At 66.6% G+C, this 22,177-nt stretch carries 12 protein-coding genes and 6 pseudogenes; 12 read left to right on the top strand and 6 right to left on the bottom strand.

Going from position 1 to position 22,177, the window contains the following annotated elements; translation table 11 throughout:
* Positions 1-16: 16 nt before the first annotated feature.
* From ACFVX4_RS35400 to ACFVX4_RS35420, 5 genes and pseudogenes are all read left to right on the top strand, one after another.
* A pseudogene (locus tag ACFVX4_RS35400) lies at positions 17-868 on the top strand (ISAzo13 family transposase); the annotation flags it as partial.
* Positions 865-1,734 (top strand): annotated as a pseudogene (locus ACFVX4_RS35405) (transposase); the annotation flags it as partial. The pseudogenes ACFVX4_RS35400 and ACFVX4_RS35405, both read left to right, overlap by 4 nt.
* A gap of 151 nt (positions 1,735-1,885) precedes the next feature.
* A pseudogene (locus tag ACFVX4_RS35410) lies at positions 1,886-2,089 on the top strand (hypothetical protein); the annotation flags it as partial.
* Positions 2,090-2,149: 60 nt separating this feature from the next.
* Positions 2,150-2,887 (top strand): class I SAM-dependent methyltransferase, encoded by a 738-nt coding sequence (locus ACFVX4_RS35415; RefSeq protein WP_389985651.1) that lies wholly within the window; start codon positions 2,150-2,152, stop codon positions 2,885-2,887.
* A gap of 148 nt (positions 2,888-3,035) precedes the next feature.
* Positions 3,036-4,157: an IS630 family transposase gene (locus ACFVX4_RS35420; RefSeq protein WP_389985654.1), complete on the top strand. Its 1,122-nt coding sequence runs from the start codon at positions 3,036-3,038 to the stop codon at positions 4,155-4,157.
* A 32-nt stretch (positions 4,158-4,189) separates the two neighbouring features.
* On the opposite strand, the gene ACFVX4_RS35425 is transcribed toward ACFVX4_RS35420, so the two are convergent.
* Both ACFVX4_RS35425 and ACFVX4_RS35430 read right to left on the bottom strand, forming a co-directional pair.
* Positions 4,190-4,951: a class I SAM-dependent methyltransferase gene (locus tag ACFVX4_RS35425; protein WP_385706036.1), complete on the bottom strand. Its 762-nt coding sequence runs from the start codon at positions 4,949-4,951 to the stop codon at positions 4,190-4,192.
* Positions 4,952-5,274: 323 nt separating this feature from the next.
* Positions 5,275-5,448 (bottom strand): annotated as a pseudogene (locus tag ACFVX4_RS35430) (transporter); the annotation flags it as partial.
* A 472-nt stretch (positions 5,449-5,920) separates the two neighbouring features.
* On the opposite strand from ACFVX4_RS35430, the gene ACFVX4_RS35435 reads away from it, so the two are divergent.
* From ACFVX4_RS35435 to ACFVX4_RS35455, 5 genes are all read left to right on the top strand, one after another.
* On the top strand, positions 5,921-7,309 hold the full coding sequence (locus ACFVX4_RS35435; RefSeq protein WP_389985657.1) for a DUF2397 family protein: 1,389 nt from the start codon (positions 5,921-5,923) through the stop codon (positions 7,307-7,309).
* Positions 7,309-8,646: a DUF2398 family protein gene (locus ACFVX4_RS35440; RefSeq protein ID WP_389985660.1), complete on the top strand. Its 1,338-nt coding sequence runs from the start codon at positions 7,309-7,311 to the stop codon at positions 8,644-8,646. The genes ACFVX4_RS35435 and ACFVX4_RS35440 overlap by 1 nt, the downstream gene beginning before the upstream one ends.
* Complete coding sequence (locus ACFVX4_RS35445) at positions 8,639-14,029, top strand: SbcC/MukB-like Walker B domain-containing protein (RefSeq protein WP_389985663.1); 5,391 nt, start codon at positions 8,639-8,641, stop codon at positions 14,027-14,029. Before ACFVX4_RS35440 ends, ACFVX4_RS35445 begins: the two co-directional genes overlap by 8 nt.
* Positions 14,029-15,348: a TIGR02679 domain-containing protein gene (locus ACFVX4_RS35450; protein ID WP_389985666.1), complete on the top strand. Its 1,320-nt coding sequence runs from the start codon at positions 14,029-14,031 to the stop codon at positions 15,346-15,348. Before ACFVX4_RS35445 ends, ACFVX4_RS35450 begins: the two co-directional genes overlap by 1 nt.
* Before the next feature lie 282 nt (positions 15,349-15,630).
* A complete protein-coding gene (locus tag ACFVX4_RS35455) occupies positions 15,631-16,470 on the top strand; it encodes a hypothetical protein (RefSeq protein WP_389985668.1) in 840 nt (279 codons plus the stop codon).
* Here the strand turns inward: ACFVX4_RS35455 and ACFVX4_RS35460 are convergent.
* The 3 genes and pseudogenes from ACFVX4_RS35460 to ACFVX4_RS35470 form a co-directional block, all read right to left on the bottom strand.
* On the bottom strand, positions 16,458-16,721 hold the full coding sequence (locus tag ACFVX4_RS35460) for a hypothetical protein (protein WP_389985671.1): 264 nt from the start codon (positions 16,719-16,721) through the stop codon (positions 16,458-16,460). The genes ACFVX4_RS35455 and ACFVX4_RS35460 overlap by 13 nt on opposite strands.
* A 23-nt stretch (positions 16,722-16,744) precedes the next feature.
* Positions 16,745-17,110, bottom strand: a pseudogene (locus tag ACFVX4_RS35465) (transposase); the annotation flags it as partial.
* Between the two features lie 227 nt (positions 17,111-17,337).
* Positions 17,338-17,574, bottom strand: a complete 237-nt coding sequence (locus ACFVX4_RS35470; RefSeq protein ID WP_389985674.1) for a hypothetical protein — start codon at positions 17,572-17,574, stop codon at positions 17,338-17,340.
* Positions 17,575-18,926: 1,352 nt separating this feature from the next.
* On the opposite strand from ACFVX4_RS35470, the gene ACFVX4_RS35475 reads away from it, so the two are divergent.
* Both ACFVX4_RS35475 and ACFVX4_RS35480 read left to right on the top strand, forming a co-directional pair.
* On the top strand, positions 18,927-19,757 hold the full coding sequence (locus tag ACFVX4_RS35475) for an HNH endonuclease (RefSeq protein ID WP_389985677.1): 831 nt from the start codon (positions 18,927-18,929) through the stop codon (positions 19,755-19,757).
* Between the two features lie 74 nt (positions 19,758-19,831).
* Complete coding sequence (locus tag ACFVX4_RS35480; RefSeq protein ID WP_389985680.1) at positions 19,832-20,002, top strand: hypothetical protein; 171 nt, start codon at positions 19,832-19,834, stop codon at positions 20,000-20,002.
* Between the two features lie 1,462 nt (positions 20,003-21,464).
* Here the strand turns inward: ACFVX4_RS35480 and ACFVX4_RS35485 are convergent.
* Positions 21,465-22,177, bottom strand: a pseudogene (locus ACFVX4_RS35485) (hypothetical protein); the annotation flags it as partial.

Here is a 22,177-nt window from a genome sequence, read left to right on the forward strand (position 1 = left end):
CTATCGTTGGTGTGGTATGCGCATACCGAGCGAGGTTCGTGAGCAACTTGCCCTGAGATTCGGAGTTTTGTTCCCTCACCTGAATGAGCGGCAGCAGCGGCTGGCGCTGGCCGCCGAGGCCCGGTTGCTGGGGCACGGCGGGGTCCGGGCCGTCGCGCGTGCCGCAGGGGTGAGCGAGACGACGGTGCGGAAGGGCGTCTTTGAGTTGGAGGGCGGTGAGGACCCACTGCCCGATGGCCGGGTCCGCCGGGACGGCGGCGGTCGCAAGAGCGCCGAGAAGCTTGACCGGCTGCTCGTTCCGGCGTTGCTGGCGCTGGTCGAGCCGGATGAGCGGGGCGATCCGATGTCGCCGCTGCGGTGGACGACCAAGTCGCTGCGGTCTCTGGCAGGGGAGCTGACGCGGCAGGGCCATGCCGCGTCAGCGCCGACCGTGGGCAGGCTGCTGCGGGAGAACGGCTTCAGTCTGCAGGCCAATGCCAAGACCCTTGAGGGCGCTCAGCACCCCGACCGGGACGCGCAGTTCCGCTACATCAACGACCAGGTCAAGGACCATCAGGCGGAGGGCGAGCCGGTGGTCAGTGTGGACACGAAGAAGAAGGAAGTCGTCGGGGAGTTCAAGAATGCGGGACGTCAGTGGCGGCCGGCCGGTGAACCCGTGCGGGTTGACGTCCATGACTTCCCCGGCGATGCACTGGGCAAGGCCCTGCCTTATGGCATCTACGATCTGGCGGCGGACACCGGCTGGGTGAATGTCGGTACGGATCACGACACCGCAGCCTTCGCGGTCGAATCGATCCGCCGTTGGTGGAACGGGCAAGGACGCCTCGACTACCCGCAGGCCAGACGTCTGCTGATCACTGCCGATGCTTCCTCGCGAACACCGGCGAGGCCGTGTCCGGCCGGCTGCGGCCCGGCAACTCCGGAGCCAACACCGCTACCGACCATATTGCGGTGCTGGACGACGCCCTCGCCCAGATCCCCGACGCTCACCGGCACGGCAACGCGATCCTGGTCCGCGCCGACAGCGCCGGATCCGCGAAAGCCTTCCTCACCCACATCCGAACCTTGCGCGAGCACGGCCTGGACCTGCGTTTCTCGGTCGGGCACGCGGTCACCGAGCCGGTCCGCCACGCGATCCGGACCCTGCCTGAGCAGGTCTGGCACCCCGCCCTGGACCAGAACGGGACACTTCGCGACGGCGCCGAGGTCGCAGAGCTGACCGGCATGGTCGACCTTGCCGGCTACCCGGACGGCACCCGCATCATCGTGCGCCGAGAGCGACCACACCCCGGAGCCCAACTGTCCCTGTTCGATCAGGACGAGGGCCTGTGGCATCAAGTGTTCCTCACCGACACCCCGTACTCCGGTGGCGGTTCCGCCCAGTTCCTGGAGGCCCGTCACCGCGGGCATGCCACGGTCGAGGACCATATCCGCTGCGGCAAGACCACCGGCTTCGGCCGCTTCCCCTCCCGCGACTTCACCATCAGCGCCGTCTGGCTCGAACTCAGCCTCGCGGCGGTCGATCTGCTGGCCTGGATGCGCGTCCTACTGCTGGACGGCGAACTCGCGGCTGCCGAGCCGAAAAAACTCCGCTACCGACTCCTGCACGTCGCCGCCCGCCTCACCCGCGGCGGCCGCCGCCTCCGCCTGCGGATCTCGGCGACCTGGCCCTGGAGACACGAACTGGTCACGGCCTTCCACCGCCTCGCCGCACTGCCTCGACCAGTTGGCTGAGCGGCCATCCCCCGCCCGCCCACAACCCGAAGGACATCGGAGAACCCCGACCACCGTGCCGGGGCCCCCGCCATGCCCAGGCAAACAAAATCGCCTCGATCGCCCCAGTTGGTGATCAGCAACGCCGCATCAACCCAAACCGAAACGGCGAGGCACGATGCCCAAGGGCGAGATCGGCATCAACCCGGCCTACCCCAACCTCGAGTACCGCGTCTGGCGCGCCGAGCAAGACGCTTCCGGCCACCTTCCGCCAGCCGAGGAGCTCTCGCTGACCATCGCCCCTCGGCTGGTGGACATCAAGTACACCCTCATGCGCAACAACCAGTGGACTGCCCCCGCGCCCACCGTCGCCTGATGCACCGCTGCCATCAGCGGCCCACCCCATCCCGAGTAACCTCACACGCAGGAGACCGTGATGAGTCCTTCCGACATGCCCTCCGTCGACCTCCTCGGCGAGCAGATCGACGCCGTTCTCGCCAACCCCGCCACTACCCACGGCCTCGCCCGCACTCTCCGGGCTGCCGCCAAGGAGATCGAACTCCACCGCTACCACCACGCCAGCCGAAGCGCCTGGCCCAGTGGCTGCATCGACGACAAGCCCGCCAAGGTACAGATCGGCGGCGGAGCTCATCGCATCGACGGCTTCTTCAACATCGACGCCGTTCCGCCGGCCGACCTCCTCTGGGACATCCGCGAAGGCATCCCCCTCCAGGACAACAGCGTCGCCGAGATCTTCTCCGAGCACTTCCTGGAACACATCGACTACCCGCGCTCCGCCAAGCACTACGTCCGAGAGACGTACCGGGTCCTCGAACCGGATGGCCGGATCATCACCGGCGTCCCTGACGCCGCCTTGGCCCTGAGCCAGTATCCCGGCCCGCTGGACAGCTCCGACGAAATGATCGAGCGCTGGTATGCCAAGCGCGACTGCCTAGGCGACATCAACACCCGCCTCGACCTCGTCAACCTCGTCTTCCGGGACCAGGACGACAACCCCAAGTACACCCCGCACCTGTGGGCCTACGACCACGAGAAGCTCGTACGACTCTTCACCGAGGCCGGCTTCACTACCGTCGAGGCCTGGACGTTCGACCCCGCCATGGCCAACCCGAAGCGCCAGTGGGGCAGCGTCTACGTCATCGCGACGAAGTAGCGCCTCCACGCAACAGCCGGTGCAGACGCGGGACCTTCGGCTGCCACCCCGCACTAGTGCTGTGACCGTAAACGATCACCGGGGTGGTGCTCGTGGTCCTCGGGCCGGTTGGATGTAACGACACGTCCGATCGGCGCGGGGAGGCGCGATGGCAGGGCCGGTCAGGGTCCGCAGGCTGACCGAGCAGGAGGGGCAGAAGCTGCAGCGGATCGTGCGCCGCGGCAGCACCAGCACGGTGCGGTTCAGGCGGGCGATGATGCTGCTGGCCTCGGCGGGCGGGAACAGCGTCCCGGTGATCGCCAAGCTCGTGCAGGCCGACGAGGACACCGTCCGCGATGTGATCCACAAGTTCAACGAGATCGGCCTGGCCTGCCTGGACCCTCGGTGGGCGGGAGGCCGTCCCCGCCTGCTCAGCGATGACGACGAGGAGTTCGTCATCCAGGCGGCCACCACCCGCCCCACCAAGCTCGGCAAGCCCTTCACCCGCTGGTCAATCCGCAAGCTCGCCGACCACCTGCGGCGCAACACCGCCCGTCCGATACGGATCGGGCGCGAAGCCCTGCGCTGCCTGCTCATACGCCGTGGCGTGACGTTCCAGCGGACCAAGACGTGGAAGGAGTCCACCGACCCCAACTTCGGCGCCAAGCTGGACCGGATCGAGTACGCGATCCACGAGCGCCCGGACCGTACCTTCGCCTTCGACGAGTTCGGACCGCTCGGCATCCGCCCGACCGCCGGGACCTGCTGGGCCAGGAAGGGCCGTCCCAACCGGCTGCCGGCCACCTACCACCGCACCCATGGAACCACCTACTTCCACGGCTGTTACTCGGTCGGCGACGACACCCTGTGGGGCGTCAACCGGCGCCGCAAAGGCATCGTCCCGACCTGGGCCGCGCTGAAGTCGATCCGCGCGGCCCGACCGGACGGTGGCCCGATCTACGTGATCCTGGACAACCTTTCCGCCCACAAGAACGGGCGGATCCGCCGCTGGGCGGCGAAGAACAAGGTCGAGCTGTGCTTCACGCCGACGAACGCATCGTGGGCGAACCCGATCGAGGCGCATTTCGGGCCACTGCGACAGTTCACCCTCGCCAACTCCCACCATCCCAACCACAACGTCCAAACACGGGAGTTGCACCGCTACCTGCGCTGGCGCAACCACAACGCCCGGCACCCCGACGTCCTGGCCGCTCAACGGCGTGAACGCGCCCGCGTCCGCAGTGAGAAAGGCATCCGATTCGGCGGCCGCCCCGTCGCCGGAGCCGCCTGACCGCCCGTGCGAGGCCCAGGAAACTGGGCAGGTCACGGACGAGTGGCCACCAGCAGATCAACCACGTAGGTCTCTTCCAACGCCTCGCCGGGGAACATCTCCCGCAGCCGCCTGCGCTCCTTGGAGAGAAAGGCATGCTTGTCGTCCTCGGCAAGGACAAGGAACGCCGAACGACTGCCGATGTTGCCAAGGTGCACGTCGAGGGAGACCACACGGCTCCACCGCACCTGGCGGCGCGCGACTCGGAGCCCTGACAGGCCCGCGAGCCGGATGGCGTCGCTGTCGTCGGGACGCGCCCGAGAAGTCGGCTTCACTCCGCAGTGGTGCGCGATCCGCTGGTGCTGCTCTCGGATCCAGGGCACGTCGAAGGCCGTGGTGTTCCACCAGATCGCGAGCCCACCGCCCGGACGCAGGACCCGTAGCGCCTCCGGGACCGAGCGAGTGGTGTCGGTCCACTGCCAGGACTGCGCGTAGGTGACGAGGTCGTGGGAGGCGTCCGCGAGAGGGAGGGCGTTGCCGTCACCTCTCACAATCGGCACACCCGGAAGCAAAGTGTGGAACTGTGCAGCCATGGCGTCGCCCGGCTCAACGCCGATTACGTGAGCTCCGCGCTCACGCAGCAGAGCGGTGGCGATTCCGGTGCCCGCGCCGATATCGGCGGCGCGGGCACCGGCAAGGGGACGGCTCGTGAACTGTTCGATGAAGTCGAAGAGCGCGGGTGGATACGAAGGCCGGCTGGCCGCGTACTGGTCAGCGGCCGCGTTGAACGAATGGGCGCGTGAGCTGGCGGTCATCCCCACATCATCGCCCCCGCCCCGCTGACCGGCCGCCCCGGTGATCGTTTCCGGTCACAGCACTAGCCAGCCCAACACACGCCACGAGAACTCTCCGACGCTGAGCCATTCGCCCAGCGGGCCATGTCGCTCAGCGCATCGCGTGGCCATGGGGCCATGGGGCCAGCGCGAACATAGCCCGGGATCGCCGGTTAGCCAAACCGGCGATCCCTCGCATCCTTGTTAGTCCACCGCCACTACCTGCCCATACATCGAGAGGCACCAACCAGACGACCACGATCCAAACGCGAAGCGCTACTCACAGCTGAGGCGCCGCCGACCGTTCACGCCGCTGCGTAGCTCGCACAGAACAGATCCTGGGCACGCTCCACGTCCCTCGGGGTGCATAGCTGCACCTCCAGGTCGCCCGTGCCGTGGTGGCCGAGCCCCGTCACGTCCCGGGTGAAGCCGGGAACGAGATCGACCTCCTTCGGGTCGGCCTTGAGATAGACGAGGAGCGCATTGTCGGCTCAAATTCACCCACCACTCCTTGCGCACACAGGGTGGATTTGCGCCACTTCCACGGAGATTCCCACCATCCGCCAAACAAGTGATCGAGTGGCGAGCCTGGCTTTTCGGCCGGGATTATCACAACTCACGGCCACCGGAAATCGTCCACCCTTTCGAATTCTTGATGGATTGTCAGTGCCACCTCCTATGGTGGTCAACACCTTCGAGTGGCGGCGAATTCGCAAGCAGCGCACGGAGGCGAGAGATCGGCATCTCTGGGAATTCGTCAGAACGGATGGCTCCCAGAAATCGAGCCGAGCGGGACTCGCGGATCAACAGAAAGGGGAGAAAGTGGCGGAGGACTGGTGGAGGCGGCTTGAGCCCGACCTGTGGGAGCCCCTGACGGAGCGGGCGCCTGCGGTTCGTGAACTTCTTGCCGCGGTCCTGGGGGCTCTGTTGCTTGCGAGTACACGGACACCGATGTCGACCCTTGCCGACGTACGCAACCTCCTTGCGGAGGTGGGCTACCACGACCCGATCAGCAACGAAGATCTCGATGGCGCGCTGAAGTCCCTCATCGACTCCGGTCATGTCGAGCCGTTCGAGGACTACACGGCGGCGGTCTCCAGCTACGCCGATGCCAAACGGAGGCGGGACGCGTGGGCGCTGACCAAGCAGGCCCGGATCATGGTTGCCGCCGTACGCGATGTCATCGACAGCCTGGATCGTTCCCTTCAGCTCCCCCCGCGGCTCCTGGATGCCGTGGAGGCGACTGTGCGCCGGACACTCTCTCACTTTCACCAGGATGCGGATCTGCTGGCCACCGATCTGGAGCAGGTCAAAGCGCACTTGGAACAACTCCAGGAGGCGAGTGGCGACTTCTACGGTGCCGTAGCAACCCTTGTTCAGCACGACGTGACTGATGATGCCGTGTTCACCACCAGCCGCGAACGCATTCTCCTGGCTTTGCGTCACTTCGCCTACCAGACACAGCGCGCCCTGGACCGTGTCCGTGCCGCTCTGGCCGAACTCAAGGCTGTCGGCGCGAGCTCGATCGTCGAGCGTGCACTGCCCGGAGCGGGTGTCCTGGATGCGCGCGCCCAGCACTCCTGGCTAACGGAGAAGCGGCAACAACTGGACGGTCTTGACGCCTGGTTCGCGCCTCGCGGATCGATCGAGCGGCTGATCGAGGCGTCAGCGGGCGCGATCCACACGCTGCTCGGGGCCATCGAGCGCCGCTTCTACGCCAATTCCCGGGGCAGTGATCTGGGAGCGGATTTCCGCCAGCTCGCTCGCATGATCCACGCGCAGCCGGCCGAGGATGCGGCGTACCAGGTCTTTGCCGCAGGCTTCGGCATCTGGACAGCGCATCACCCTCGGCGTCCGGAGTTCGAGGACATCGCGCCGGGATTCAGCGCGTCTGAAGGGGCCATGTACACCGCCCAGGCCGTACTGCGCACGAGCGAACGTGGCGCCCGGTCTGCGGGCCGGCCGCCGAAAATTCCGGACCTGGCCGAGAAGCGGGCACATGCCGAGTTCGTGTCGCAAGTAGATCTGGAGCGGCGGTCAGCGCTCGCACAAGATCTCGTCACTCCTGGGAGGGTTCCCTTGACCCACTTCTCCGGCCTGGATGCCGACCACACGTCGGTCTTTGTCACCTTGCTGGAGGAGGCGCTCGACGCCTTCGACCACGGTGCGGGCTGCGGAACGGCGGAGACCGTGGGGGCTCGTCTGCACTTGTGGTTGGGTGAGTTCGGGCGGATGGTCACGGTAGAGCTGGAGGAAGGCCACCTAAGCTCACCGGACCTGCGTGTCGAGATCGTCGCTCTGGGCGCGGTCTCAGCGGCCGGATCGACGGAGGTTGCGTGATGTCCGGCGCCGACGATCTGCCCGATGCCTACACGGACGATGAAATGGCGGAGCATGCGAATCCGGAGGTTCGTTCCGTCATCGCGTCCTTCCTGCGCAGTCAGTTCCTGACCGTGGAATCCGACCCGGATCTCTTCCGTCTCGCGGTCCACCACAAGGATGAGGTGCGGGCGTGGTTCGCTGGCACGCTCGGATGGCCGTTTGAGGCGTACCCCGCCGACGGCATGTGCCGCCTGTACAAGCGACGGTGGGATCCTCCCGCGGACCGACCTCCGCGTGTCAACCTGCCGGGGGCGACCAGGGGCCGCACGGCGTCGCCTTTCGTGATCACTCTGATGTGCCTGGTGTGTGAACAGCTGTGGCGTCACCCCGAGACCAGCTTCAACGACCTGCAGCGTGCGCTCGTCCAGACCTGCGTCACGGAGTCCGAGTCGGGTCGCCTGCCGCGCTTCCAGCCCGTGACCCAGGCTGGCGAGGGGCGGGCACGGGCCAACGCGCATCGGCTCGCACTGGTGGATGCGCTGCGCCTTCTCGAGGGATGGCACGTCATTGCTGTCGATCAGCCGCTGGACGTCGCGGAACAAGACCATCGCGCCGATCTCGTCGTCATAGCTCGCCGGGACCGTCTCGCCGCTCTTCCCGCCACCTTGTCCCCATCCCTGATGGACATCGACCTTGACCGTCCACAAACGCATGTGCCAGCGCTGTGCGGGGACCAGGCTGAGCTTCCCGACCATGCCTCCGCGCGCCAGCAGGACCTGAGACGACGGCACACCGCCCTGCGCGTCGTCCTCGACGACCCGGGTGTGGCACCGCATTCCGGATCTGGTCCGGGCCGCTACCTGGCGTCGACCGGCGGGCAACGCCAGGCCGTCGATGCCGCCGCGGCCGCCGGCCTGGTCTGCAACGTTCGAAGGGACTGGTGGATCGTCTCCGATCCGGACGGGACGACGACCGACGTCACCTTCCCGCTGGCGCGCAAGATCGAGGAGCAGGCTGCGCTCGTCCTGCTGCAGACCCTCAGCAGCACCGGTAGCGAGCCATCAGTGTCCGAACTGTCCCTCGCGGAAGCCACCGCACGCATCCAGAAGCACCTCGACGAACACCCCCAGTGGGCGGCAAGCCATCGCTCTCGCGGACCGCAGCGCATGGCCAAGAACGCCGTCCGTCGGCTGGTCGAGGCCGGGGTCTTGGTGAAAACCGAACAAGCAGACACCCGATGGGCCGTCACTCCAGCCGCGCAGATGTGGCAAGTGCGTGTCACCGACCTGACCGAAGTGCCCTCACCCACCCCAGACGGAACGTCCGACCTGGCCGAAGGACCCTCAGATGAATAGCCCGACCCGTACCGACCACGACCTCTCGGCCTTCGCGAGCCGCCTCTCGCAACCCGGCTCACCGAATCCCATCGACCCCCATCCGGGAGTGCGGGGACGGTGGCAGCCGACACGGTGTGGCGTCGTCAACTCCTGGAAGTGGGCCAACGAGCAGTTCTTCTACGGTGGCGGATGGCTCGCGATGGTCGGCAGCAACGGCTCCGGCAAATCCCTGACGGGAGCGACCTTCTGCCCCACCTTGATCGACGGTGACGTCAGTCAGCGGAGCCTGTCCGCCGCCGGGCTGTCCGCCGGCACGCTGTACAGCACGCACACCCTCGGACACGCGGGTCCGCCCAAGGTCGGCGTGTGGTGGCAGGAGTACGGGTTCACCCCCGGTGACGGAGACGACGACAAGGGGACGCGGTGGCTCACCGTCGGCATGTGGCTGCGCAGCCGCGGCGGCACCAACACCACCGTCGACCGCGCCTGGTTCATCGTGCCGGCACGCGTGGGGGTCGGTCTCGTCCTCGAACAAGACAGAAACCCCGTGAGCATCGAGGACCTGGCCCACCAGCTGGCGCAGCACAACGGCCAGTTGTTCACCGCAGAGCAGCTGGCCAAGAACGCCCGCAAACACCTCACGGTGGTTGCCGAGGAGAATTCCTTCGCCGAAGCAATCCGCACCACGATGTACGAGCCGCTCGATGCCGACCAGGTCGACGCCCTGACCACCGTGCTGCGCGCCCTGCGCAGTGTTCAGGCCAACGACAAGGTCAGCCCGACCTATATGCAGTCGACTCTCACTTCGGCGCTTCCGGCGCTCGACGGTGTCAAGATCAAGCGCCTGGCCGAGGCGCTCGCTAAGACCGAGCAGCTCCAGACCCGTCTAGGGAGCGCGAAGAGCGAACATGCCGCGCTGTCGAAAATCGCCACCACATACCGGCGATACGCCTGGGCTGTCGCCGTGAAGACGTCCGCCTATCTCCTCGACCACGACAGTACCGCACAGCAACTCACCCGCAACGAAGCGTCGTTGAAGCGACAGCAGGGCCAGCAGGAAGACCTCCACCGCGGCGCCAGCTCCGCGGCGAAGGAGCTGGGTGAGGTCATCGATCAGCTGACCACAACCGTCGGCATGCTGCAGCTCAAGGTGGACGGGCACCCCGGTGCCAGCTTGGACCGGCTCGGCCAGGAGGCCGGCCGTCGCGAGAGCGACGCAGCCCGGTACGAAGCCGACGCCTCGACAGCCGGAAGTCATGCGGAGGAAACCCGCCGATCCAGTAGCGAAGCCGGCGCGAAGGCCGCGGAGGCATCCCGGCATCTGAGGGACCTCCTGGAGGAACTGCGCGTCCAGGCCCAGGAGGCAAACGCGGAGGCTTACTACGACCGGCTCACGGCAGCGGCGGCGCCCCTCCTTGCCCACCCCTCAGCGCATCCCCCCGAGTCCACTGAGTCGGAGACACGGGCCGCGAAGGAGGTCTTCCAGACCTGGCTCGACCACCGCACCACGACCATCGAGAGGATCAACAAGACACTCGCTGCACTCCTCGCCGCCTGCAAAGTCCGCGACGAAGCCCGCGACGCATACGCCACGTTAAAGCAGCATGCAGACATCAGGGAACAGGAGTCGGACGACCTGGGCGAGCGGGCGGAGGTCGCCGAGGACGCGGCGCGGGCCGAGATCCGGCAGCTCCTCAGCACCTTCCGCCATCTCCCGGCGCCGCCGGAGGAGCTGCTCTCCGCGGCACCGCTGAGCGTCGACGCGCTGCAAGGGTGGGTCAGTGCGAGCCTGCGGCAGGCACTGCTCACCATCGACGTGGAGGGCCGCAGGGCTGAGGTGGCCAGTCTGGAGAAGCTCCTGACGCAGGCCCTGCGCAGCCGGGACAGCGTACGGACCGCGGCTGTGGAATCGGCACGGTCGTGCACTGACTCACTGAGCGATCTCAACGAGCGACTTGTGGGACTCGTCGAGCTGCCGAAGGTCTTCCAGGAATTGAGTGGTTGCGTCGCCCAGGCGGCGCGGCTCTGCACCCCGGAGTGTGATCTTACGGGTCTCGATGTCGCCGGATCTGTGGAGCGCATCACGGCGCTGGCGGGTGCCGCCGAGCAGGAGATCAGAGGCCGCCGCGCTCTGCTTGAGGAAGCTGAGCGCCTCATGCGCGATCAGGGCATCGCGTGCACGAAGGCACAGGAGAGTGACGGTCAGGCAAACGCGGCCGAAGCCGCGGCGAAGCAAGCAGTCCGGGAACTGGCTGCGGCCGAGAAGTCGGCGGAGGAGGCGGCGGTCGCGTGGGTGAATCAAGTCGGCCAGTGGGCTGAACAGCTCCAGGAGCTCGACCGCGCCCGACTGCGGTTGCCCGCCAGTGCCCCCGTCGACAACGCCGAAATCGAGTGCCTTTCGGGCGATGTTGCCGAAGCCCGCGATGCCGCCCTCTCCCGACTCACCACGACGCGAACCAAAGTAGAGGGTGACGCAGCCCGTCTGTCTGGTCTTCTCGACGACCTCAACGACCATATCCGCGAGGCCGAGCAGGAAACGACGGGACCCGACCGGCCCGCATGGCGTCCTGACCGGGAGGGCCGTTCGGGCGCCCCGCTGTGGGCTCTGGTGGACTTCGCCCCCGGCCTGGATGCCGAACGCGCCGACCGGCTGGAGGGCGGCCTGCTCGCCGCCGGTCTGCTCGATGCCTGGGTGTCCGGCGACGGCACATGGGCCGACGGCGACGTCCACCTCCATGCAGGGGCGCCGGCCGATGGCCCCGCGCTCGCAGACCTCCTGGTCCCCGACTGCGAGAACAGCATCCTCAGCGATCGTGTGCAGGCGCTTCTCGCCTCCGTCCCGCTGACGGGCATCGACGCTATGCCGCAGGCTCATCCGACTTCGGCCGTCGGAGCCGACGGAGTGGTCCGCTCTGGTGTGCTGATCGCGTCCGGCCCCGTCGGCTGGAAGTCTCGGTACATCGGGGCAGCGGCCCGGGAACGGGCCCGCCAAGTCCTTCTCTCCACTCTCCGGACCCAGCGTGACATCACGGCAACTCAGCTCCGCGATGCCGAGCAGAAAGTTCAGCGCGCTCAGGAATCGATCGTGCGGGTCAAAGAAGAGAGCCGCTATCCCGATCCAGCGCTCCTGCTGGAAGAACACCGGGTCGCCACACAGCAATCGATCGAGACCCAGCGGCTTCGCGGGCAGGCAGCGACCGCACGCACCACCGCCGAAGAGCAGGTCGAACGTGCCGACCAAGCGGAACTTGCAGCCGCCCAAGCATGCGAGGCGGCCCATGTTCTGCCAGACCTTCAGGACATCCGGGCGGCCATGAACGTCTGCATCGATGTCCCCGGTGTCGTCGAGCGCGTCCTAGGGGCCGGCCGCTCCGCCATCAACACGGCGGCCACCGTGCACGAGGCTGTCCTTCAAGTCGAGACCTACGAAATCCGGCAAGCTGAGGCTGCCATCACTCTCGCCGAGGCCAGGGAGGAAGCTGAAGCTGCGAACGCAGAGTGCTCGGCATTCCCCTCACTTGATGCCGTGCGCGACGCCCAGGCTGCCGCGGGCGCGGCGGAGCGTGATGCCCAGCTGGCCGCTTCCGCTGCTGAGCAGGCCAAGACGGCCCTGGACAAACGCGAGCGCGATGTCACGGAGGCTCGATCCACGTTGAGCGGAATGGCCCGCACCCCGGACGGGCGTATGCTCCCGACCGACCCGAAGGTCGTCGGCGCCTATCAGACCACTGTCACCGCGCTGCGCGGCCGGGTCTCGGACTGGGCCGAGGCCATGGCGCGTACCCGGCTGCTCGCCTCTGACGCAGCCCGGCAACACACGGCCGCCCACAGCGCCGAGGAGCAGGCCCGTGATCTCACCGCCCGGGCCCAACGGGAACGCGCCGAGGCGACAAAGGCCCGACACATGCACGGGGAGGAAAAGCGTCAACACGGCCTTCCCTACCAGCAGCTGGCGACCGATCTCTCTACGAAACGTGAGGAGCTCGACAGCGCGAAGACCCGGCAGGCCGATGAGCTGCAGAGCGCTCACGACGCGGACAGAGAGCTCATCAGGATCACGGAACGGCTCCACACGCACGTGGAAAAGGCCGCAGCCGCACAGGCAGACCGAGATCGGTCCGTGGCAGAGGTCCAGCGGCTGTTCGACCATGACCTCATCAGCGAGCTGGTGACCACAGATCCGCTGTGCCGGCCGAACACCGCCGAAGAGGCGGTGGACACTGCCCGCCGCCTCATCCTGCATCGAGGTCATGCCGCATCGCTCACTCTGGAGAACGCGGAGCGCGAGGAATCAGCCGCGCTCAAGGAGGTCGGAACCCGCATGCAGAAGATCCGTCTCGACCTGAGCCGGCTGAGCCGGGACATCAGTATCGAAGATATCCCCGACACAAACTGGCGCCGCGTCGTGGTAACCGAGCGAAGCCAGGTGGCGGGCGGCCCGTCCAGCGAAGTGGCCAGCACCAAACCGCTGCGGACCGCACTCGGTGATCTGGGACGCTCCATCGCAACGCTCGAATCGGACTTCGACGAGCAGGTCCGAACCGAAGTAAAGGGCGCAATCCTCACCGATCTGCGCAAACACATCCAGGTGCGTATTCAGCTCGCCCGCGAGATCGTTGCAGGCATCACCGCGACGCTCGCCAACGTACGCACCGGCGTAGCCCGAGTCGGCGTCAAACTCAACTGGGTGGAGAACGCGAACGATCCCGTCGCACGAGAGGCTCTGTCCCTCATCCAAGACTTGGACACCGAGGGCGAGTTCGACCGCATGTATAACTTCTTCGTGCAGCAGCTCCTGCAAGAAGAAGGCACCGCGGTCCCCTGGCCCGAGCGGGTCCACAACGTGTTCAACTACCGAAACTGGTTCACGTGGGAAATCTCCCTCACCCACGCCGACTTCGCGGAGCCCGGCAGCACTACGGAAGTGTTCCGGTCGGTGAGCCCGCGCAGGAATCCCCTCGACAAGCTGTCCGCCGGCGAGAAGCGCCTCGCGACCATGCTGCCCCTCCTGGCCGCAGCCCGCGCCTTCTACCAGGCCGACGGCTACGTGGGCCCTCGCATGATCTTCATCGACGAGTTGAACTCCGCACTCGATGAATCGAACCTGCGGAAGCTCCTCGCGCTGCTGCGCTCCTGGGATTTCGACGTCCTGGTCACCCTTCCCTCCATGCAGCCACTCCTGGTGAAGGAGACGGGCACGGTCGGAATCCACAAGATCTTCCACGAGGGGAGTTCACTGCGCTACGCCATCCCCAGCATTTGGAGCGGCCACGGCGCGCCGGCCACGACACGCATCGCGGTAGGCGTTCAGCAGTTTCCCCGCCAGCGGTCGCATCCCGCCTCACCCCCTGGCGACGGGCAGGATTCGCTCTTCGCGCCGGGGGCAGAGGACGCGTCGTGATGCGGAACCGAGGTGATCTCGCCGACCCCGATCTGCGCCCACTGTGGCAGGCCATCAGTGTGCGGCTGGCCCAGGGCGACGATCCGGGTGGCATCCGGACGGTGCGGGTAGAGCTGACCCGTGCCGGCCGGTCCATGATTATTGGCTGGCTCTCGCGGGCCCCCCAGACTTCACGGCGCGCCGTCGCACTGCGTGTGGAGCAGGGCGTCGCGGTGATCCCCGTGCAACGCGTGCTGCAGGCGCTCACGATGACACCGCACGAGCTGCGCGAGATCGTCGAGCAGAACGTCGGGTCCGTTCAGCCGCTGGCTGAGACCCGGCGGCGGGCCACGCAACTGCGAGAGGACATCTGGGCGTACACGGCCACCGTGCTGCCCGACACCCCGCGGCTCACCGCCCGACTGCGAGCTGGGGGTGTCGTCGACGACAGGGCCGACGAGCTGCGCAAGCTCATCGACGCACTGGCCCGCGTCAGAGCCGTGCTGCCCCTTTCGCGGCCCGCCACGCTGGCACGGCTCTCTCACAACTACGCCGGAGACCCGCACTACTTCGACCTCAACGACGCGGGCCAGGGGTCCCGCCTCGTCCTGCTCGCGGCGGACCTGCTGGATGCCCCGCTACCGGACACACCCGCGGCCGAGCGTGCCCTGTTGGCCCGCGTCGGGATCGTCGCCGACAGCCTGTCCCAGACCGTACTGCTGCTGAACGTGGACGCGAGGGGGGACGGCCCGACGGACCGGGCCCTACGTCTGGCGCGTGAGGACCAGCGCCCCGTCCACCTCACGCTTCACGACCTCACCGCGCATCCGCCCACGCTCGCACGAACACAACCGTGGCTGGTCGTAGAGAACCCCTCCGTCATTCACGAGGCCCTGATGCGCGGGATCACGACGCCCATCGTCTGTACCTCGGGCACTCTCACCGCCATCGACCATGCACTTCTCGCCTTGGCCCGCACCTGCGGTGTCCCAATGGAGTACTCCGGCGACATCGACACAGGCGGCCGACACATCGCCGCAGCAATACTACGCCGCTATGAGGTCCCGAGCCGAGAGATGGACGAGGAGACACGTCGCGCCGTAGTCGGCGCAGGGGCGCTCTGCGAGGGGCCGTTTACTGTCCCCGCTCTGCCCGCCCCGGAATCCGCGGCGACTACTACCGGCGCCGCAGGTGGCGCCGGGACCGACGAATCAGGATCAGCCATCTTCCAGGAGCACCCCGTAGTCCTCGACCGGCTTCTGGGCCCGGACCCCGCGGACCCTCTGCCCCTCCCCGGCTCCCCGCCCAACGCCCGCGCATCCGGTGACAGACACCTGTGACTCTTCACGTGACCTGACGCCGGCGTCGCGGGCTGGCCTGGACCACAGAGCTTGAGCTTTCCACAAACGCCACGCCCTATAACCAGGCGAACGAGGAGCTCCCCGGCGGCTTGATCGCCCCACTTCTCTGACGTCCTCGTTCAACCTGCCGCAGCGGTCTGTCGGCCATCCAAGCTGGTCGACGCGCGGATCGTCACCGGTCGAAGTGAGAGCCCGGAGGAAGAAGTAGTGGCAGGTGGGATCTCCCTCGAAATACAACTTCAACTTGGTACGTTCGGTCGTATGACTCTGCGTTCGGTGGATCTGCGCATGGAGCCCGTGGAAGCCGTACTCAACCGTGTGGAGCGGTTCCTGGGGGTGAACCTGGACCAGGAGACGGTGGTGCGTAAGCGCCGGTCTCTGGGCTCGCATACAGATCGCGCTACGTGGGTCCGTATCGAGCGGCGCGGGCTCGACCGGATCGGGGTCCAGGGTGGGGACGGCACCGCGTCCGCTGAGGCCCTATTCGGGATCGCAAAACCAGCCTGGCTCGCCGGCGTCGCATGGCGGGATGAGACAGAGCCGGTGATGTGGCGGGCGGACGAGACGGAGCTGCTGCCGGGGGCACCGGTGGGCAGCGCCGTAGTGGCAGAGGACCCACAGCTGTCGGAGGAGTGGTGGGCCGCACTGAATGCCTCCCTGGATGCCCTCGCCGCGCAGCACACCAACCGGATCGCGACAGCCGATATCGAGACCCTCACACAGGAACTCGTCACGGGAACGATCCAAAGCGTCTTCCCCGGCTTCGATATGCCCGTGGTCGAATGGCGCCCGGCCCACGCGGATTTCAACTGGGCGAATATGACCGCGCCGGTGTTCTGCGTGTTCGACTGGGAGGACTGGGGCATGGCCCCGTGCGGCCTCGACGCGGCAAGTCTGTGGGGCGCATCCCTCGCCGTCCCCGCTCTGGCCGACCGCATCCGCAGCGAGCGGCGTGACGATCTGGAGAGCCGGGACGGCAAGCTGATGACGCTGTTCGTCGCAGCGAAAATCCTCGGCCCTTACGCAGACCCGGACGACCCCCGACTGGGGGCCGCCCGGGAAACGGCAGAGCGAGTCGTGAAGGAACTTCAGACGAGCTGACGGCGGGCCTGGAGGAGCTCCCGGTACTCCCGGACCACCTGGTCGTCGACCTCATACGCCAGGGCGCCGACCAGCTCCCGCAGATGGTCGACGTTGTCCGTACCGACCGCGACCGCGTCGACCCGAGGCAGGCCGTAGGCGGAGCGGAACGCCGCCTGGACCCTCGTGGCCGACGGGGACTTTCGCAGAAAAATCCGCGGATCGAAGCGTTCCCACACCGTCTCGGCCGTACTTCCGCCGAAGGGGCTCATGCCCCACACCTGCGACGGACACCGGACAGGCCTTGGAGATAAAGCAGGGGCAGCACCTCGCTGATCTTGGGGGACTTGCGGCACCACGGCGGCAGGATCACCGAGGAGAACCGCTTGCGCTCGCCCGTGTTCTCGTCGATACGCTTGTCGTTCACCCGTGGCACCTTCACCTCGACCACCCCGGCCGCGGTCGTGACCTTCCGCGGCTGGTGATAGCCGTTGCGTACGACCAGGCGACGCCCGGACTCATCCCGCTGACCTGCCAACTCGGTTATATAGGCGTTGACTTCCGCCTCGAGCGCAGCGGCAAGCATCCGCCTTGCGCCCTCGCGGACGATGTCGTCGATCAGGGAGCCGTTCTCGGTCCAGGGGCATTGCGTGATCGAGATCTGTCTGGGTTCGTCACGTGAGGCCGAGGGTTCGTAGGGGCCGGTGGTAGTCGCGGCCGGTGGTGGCGGAGGGCTGCGGTGATGTTGGTCTGGCCGTCCTGGCGGAAGACGCTGATGGCGAGGTTGCGAAGGGAGGCCATGGCGCGGAGCAGGGTGCCGGTGCGGACCTTGGAGTCGTCCTCGCGGAACGTGCGGTCCCGCACGTGGTACAGGAGGTTCTCGATACCTCAGTGGCCTCTGATCCAGGTGGCGAGCTCGGTGCAGGTGGCGTCGAAGACGCTCAGGCTGGTGATCAGGTAGACGCGCTCGATGGTCAGCCTCCCGGTGCTCAAGCCGATTCGCCACCACACGACTTGGATCGCCTGGCGGGCGTCGGGGTAGTCGAGGTGGCTGAACGCGGCGACCTTGAGCCGGCGGATTTCGTCGCGGTGGTGGCCGCTGTCACGCGCCTGGCTGAGCCCCATCACCCGATGGCGTGGCGACTCGGGGCTGTGGCCTCGCCAATGAGAACCCCATGACCACAGGCCCGCGGGAGCGGACATACGCCGTGGACGTGGCTCGACGGTGTCCGCGGGGCACGCCGAACCATCTTGCGTCGGACGCGTTTTGCGGCGCCAAAAACCGTACCGGATCGCTGACCTGGAGCCCTGTGATGCGCACCTCTACCGTGCAGGCATGCTCACCATGCGCCGGATGCGGCGTTTGCTGGTGTCCAGGCTGGCGGCAGCCCTCGCGGTCGGGGGCGGAGCGAGTCCGGCCCTCGCGAGGCCTCCACACCCCGACGCCACCACGCATACCGAGATCATCCCGCACCAATGATCACGAACCGCAGGCAGGTTGCCAGTTACTGAGACACGCTCCTAGGCAACCACCCGACTCTCCGCATTATCGATGGCCCCTGCACACCAAGCCCGAGCGGAGGCCCACAGGCAGCAGCCGGGGCACCCCGCACCGTTACTCCCCCCGCTTCTCCTGTCCGCACCCATCGCCCCGGCAGCTCTTCGCCCGCTGGCGGGGGCAAGCACCGGGCACGTCCGAGGCCGCCGCCGGGTTTCCGGAGCCGCAGCAGGCCCTCGAGTTGTCGCCATCGGTGCAGGCGGAGGCGGCGTGCTCGGCGAACTGCCAGGCCCCCCTTTGTCAGTACCGTGGGACAGAATCCCACCACAACAGTGGCCACGATGCGGTGCTCAAGGGGAAGGAGAAGTTGATGGGGGACGACATCACCTACCGAGGACCACTGGGGAGCTTAGCGCTGGCTGAAGCCGGGGCAGCGGGTGTCGATCCGGCAGATCTGTACCTCGCAGCAGTCAGCTGGTGGTCGGCAGCTGTCGCTCCTGCAGTGTCGCTCTCGGCCTGGCCGGGCCTCACAACAGTCTGGACCGCACTCGTTCATCGCAACACTCCCGAGGCTGACCCGCTCCTTCCCCTCCTGCAACGTCTCCTCGACGGCATCAGCCCACTCGCGGTGCACGCAGACGTGACAACCGAGAGGCAGTTCGACGCTGCCACTCACGCGACCCAACGAGCAGTCAATGCCGGCAAAGGCACCTCCAGCATGCTCCTGACGGGGTCCCCCTTCACCACAAACCGCGGCAGACCAAACCTCAGCTGGACTCTGCAAGGCCCCCTCCGCCTCGCATGGGAACGCGAACACATGCCGCCCACACGTGGGAAGGCTCGATTTCGGGGACCATCCGAAAGGCTCGCGCCTCCGGATGTCGCTTCACTCTGGACTCCGTCCATCGCCGAGTGGCAGGGATTCCAAGCCACAGACGCCGCCACATACTCTCGCGTCCTGCATTTCTCCACCCGCCCGGTGGACATCCCGCCCATCTCACCGGAATCGGATACCTGGCAGGAAGAACTGGCCTTGGCATACGCGTGGTGCTTCAACACCCGCCCTTTCCTGCGTTTCAGCAAGCAAGCCTTACGTCTTCGCAACGTGATCCGCAGAGTTGATGGCCGATGGGACGAGCTGGCGGACCCGCACGCCGACTTCTTTGTCCGCATCGACGACCATGTCGTCCGCATAGCCGGAACTCTCGCAGCATCCGAACGCACCACGGTAGCCAGCGCGCACGTAGAGGCAGCCTGGAACCTGGCACGTCGCGCTGTCCGAGACACGTCGCACCTCATAGGCATGGACACCGATATGGTGAATGAGATTGTCGACGACCTAGACCGGAAGCTGCTCGACGGGGCTGAACCAGAGGGAGAGCTCGAGCGAGTTAAGTCGAACATGCCCAACCCTTACAGCTACACACGCTGGAAGGAACCTTCCGGTGATAATGCCGTACGGAAACTTAAGCTGTGGTACCAGGGGCGCTGCCAAATGTGCGGCACGGTCCTAGCTCTGCCCTCACCGCGCGACAGGTACAGCGAAGCTGCCCACATTCAGGCACGAGAAGACAACGGCCCGGACGTCATCGAGAACCTCTTGTGCCTCTGCCCGAACTGCCACGTGCTATTCGATGCCGGCGGGCGGGTCCTAACCGACGACCTCACCGTCATCGACACCGTGTCAGGTGACGCGGGCAGGAGACTACATCTTCACAGGTGGCACTTCATCGACCTCCAGTACGTGCGCCACCATCGTGAGCGTTGGCGAAGCTGGCAAGAACCCGCCACCGAAAGCATTTCGTCTTAAACAAGGTCCTGGAACCCGCCAGGCTGACCTCCTTTCCTCGCGTCCGACACAAGGGGCAGAAGGAGCTGCTCAAGTTGATCAGCAGGTTCACGCCGGCCGCCCAGCGGGCTGCGGGCTGCGGCGACACGCACATCCTGATGGGGATCGTCGCCGGGCGCAGCGCTTTCCTCGAAACCTTCATCCTCTTCGGCGTCGACCCTGGACACTATGACGACGCCTTCGGCCCGAGAAACTCGACTTGCTAATCGCTGTCAGGGGGAACGAAAACGTCACCTGGTCCGGCCGCCATCACCGCGCACTCGACGACGTGCCCGTGCCGCCCCGCCCCCAGCAGGACTTGCTGCCGCTGTGGCTTGCCCTTGTGCTCTCCGCGCGAGCAAGCGTGGTCGATCGGCGACGAAGGGCTCGGGCGGGACGCCGGGCCCCGCTTCGGCGTCCCGCCCGCTCTCACACGCCTCTCACCAACTGTGCCGACTCCTCAAGACTCGAATGCCCTGAGCTGGCATTACGCGCCCGCCCTGGACTGAATGGACGCGACAGGACGGTCTCTACGACCTGTGCCAGGTTGGACCGTCACGGCCCAGGGCGGGCAGCCATCTCGCTATCAGTGGCCGGACGCAGTTCCTTCGGAGGGACGGGTACGCACAGGGCAGAGATCTTGGAGCCGAGATCGCCCCTGGGATGCCGGCTGAGCGCCCGCTACAGTCACTCAGCGTGCCTGCGACAGCGCCAAGTTTCATCTCCCGCCGTCCGTCACGGCGGCCCTCCCTGGGGAGAATCTGGGGAGGATCAGCGCTGCTGGGGAGCGTCTGGGGAGAATCGACTACGTAAGACTGCACGCCCCTGAAAGACCCTGAAAGATTCAACTGCGCTGGTCAGAGGCGACTGAAGCTGCATCGCTCCAGGTCAGCGCGACGTGGTAGACAACTTCATGACATACGTGCCGAGATCGTGGGTAGGCGAGGTCGCCTGGATCTGGTAGCGCAGCATGGTGACTAGCCAGCGCAGGTGGGACCGGCGGGCAGCAATCTCCGCTGCTCGGCATGCCAGACGTCATCGGCAACGACGGGATGACTCATGGTTGGAATCCTCTACGGATTAGCCACTCCCGGGCTGGTGTTGACCCTGCAAGTGCAGCGGCGCGGTTCAGACGCTCGGCGTCGTGGATATCGCCGTTGAAGAATCTCAGTTGGGCGAGCCCGTGCAGAGCGTGGCTATTTCCGGCCGCCGCTGCTGCGTGTGCCAGGTCCTCGGCGTGCTGATGGTGACCTCGTCCTTCCCTGTGCCATGACATCCACTCGAGAGCCTTCGGGTGCTTCGCAGCGGCGGCCGCACTGTAGAAACAGGTGGCAGTGGCGTGGTCACGGTGGTCTGATCTTTCGCGCGCGAAGGCCACCAGGGCATCAGTATGGCCGTGACCGGCGATGCGTCGGCACAATCGTTGCGCATCGTCGGATGCTCCGGCTGTAACACGCAACTGAGCAAGCGCGAGGGCGGCGGACGGGCTTCCGTACTCCGTGAGGGCTGTGTGCGCTAGACGCTCTGCCGCGATCCGATCGCCGCGGGCTTCGTGGTACGCAGTGAGCCACTGCGCGGCGACTGGGTCTCCGGTGTCGGCGGCCCATGAGTAGATGCGTGCGGCTGAGTGGTGCATGCCCAGCGTCAGCAGGTGGTGAGCCAGGCTGCGCTGGCCGTTCCGGTTACCGCTCACCTCGTACGCCCGGCGAGCCAGGCGCTCAGCCTCCTTGTAGTGGCCGGCAAGTCCGAGAGCCGCAGAGAGCTCGCCAAGAAGACAGTCTCAGCGCGGGCCAACTCCGGTTCACTGAACGCGGCAGGCATCCGGACCGTGACCGCCAGGTCGGCAAGCTGACCCACCGCACCCATCCCAGTGTTCAGGTGGTCATCGTCCTCGACGGAGCACTCCGTCAGCTTTTCCCAGAAGCTCGGCCACATGGTGCCCAGGACCAAAACAGGTCCGCGCTGTTGGTTCGTCAACAGGTCTTGCAAGCTTGCTGAGACCTCCGCAGCGTAGTCCTTGACCAGCAAGTAAAGGTTTGCCTCGTTCAGCCACAGCACGGTTCGTGGCTGCAGCACATCCTCCTGCAGCGCTTGCAGGAGTGCCGCCGGCCGATCCGGAGCCAGCGGATGCACAATCTTCCAGGTTGGGAGTTCAGCCCGCACTGCTTCCCAGCAGGATCGCGTCTTGCCTGTTGAGGAGCCACCAACCACCATCACCAGTCGGCTCCCGTCGGCCGCCTCAGCTACCTCGCACCGCAGCTCGTTATCGACGCTGGCCGGGCGGGCGATGTAGGGAGGGAGTACCGCTAGGGCCTGTTCTGAGTTCTGATCACAGTCGGGGTGTTCGCCCTTTGTTCGGCTGCTCCGGCTGGTAGTACGGTCGTATGACACGTGGCGATCTG

Origin of the sequence: Streptomyces sp. NPDC058240 (assembly GCF_042882135.1) — a bacterium.
Taxonomy (GTDB): Bacteria; Actinomycetota; Actinomycetes; order Streptomycetales; family Streptomycetaceae; genus Streptomyces.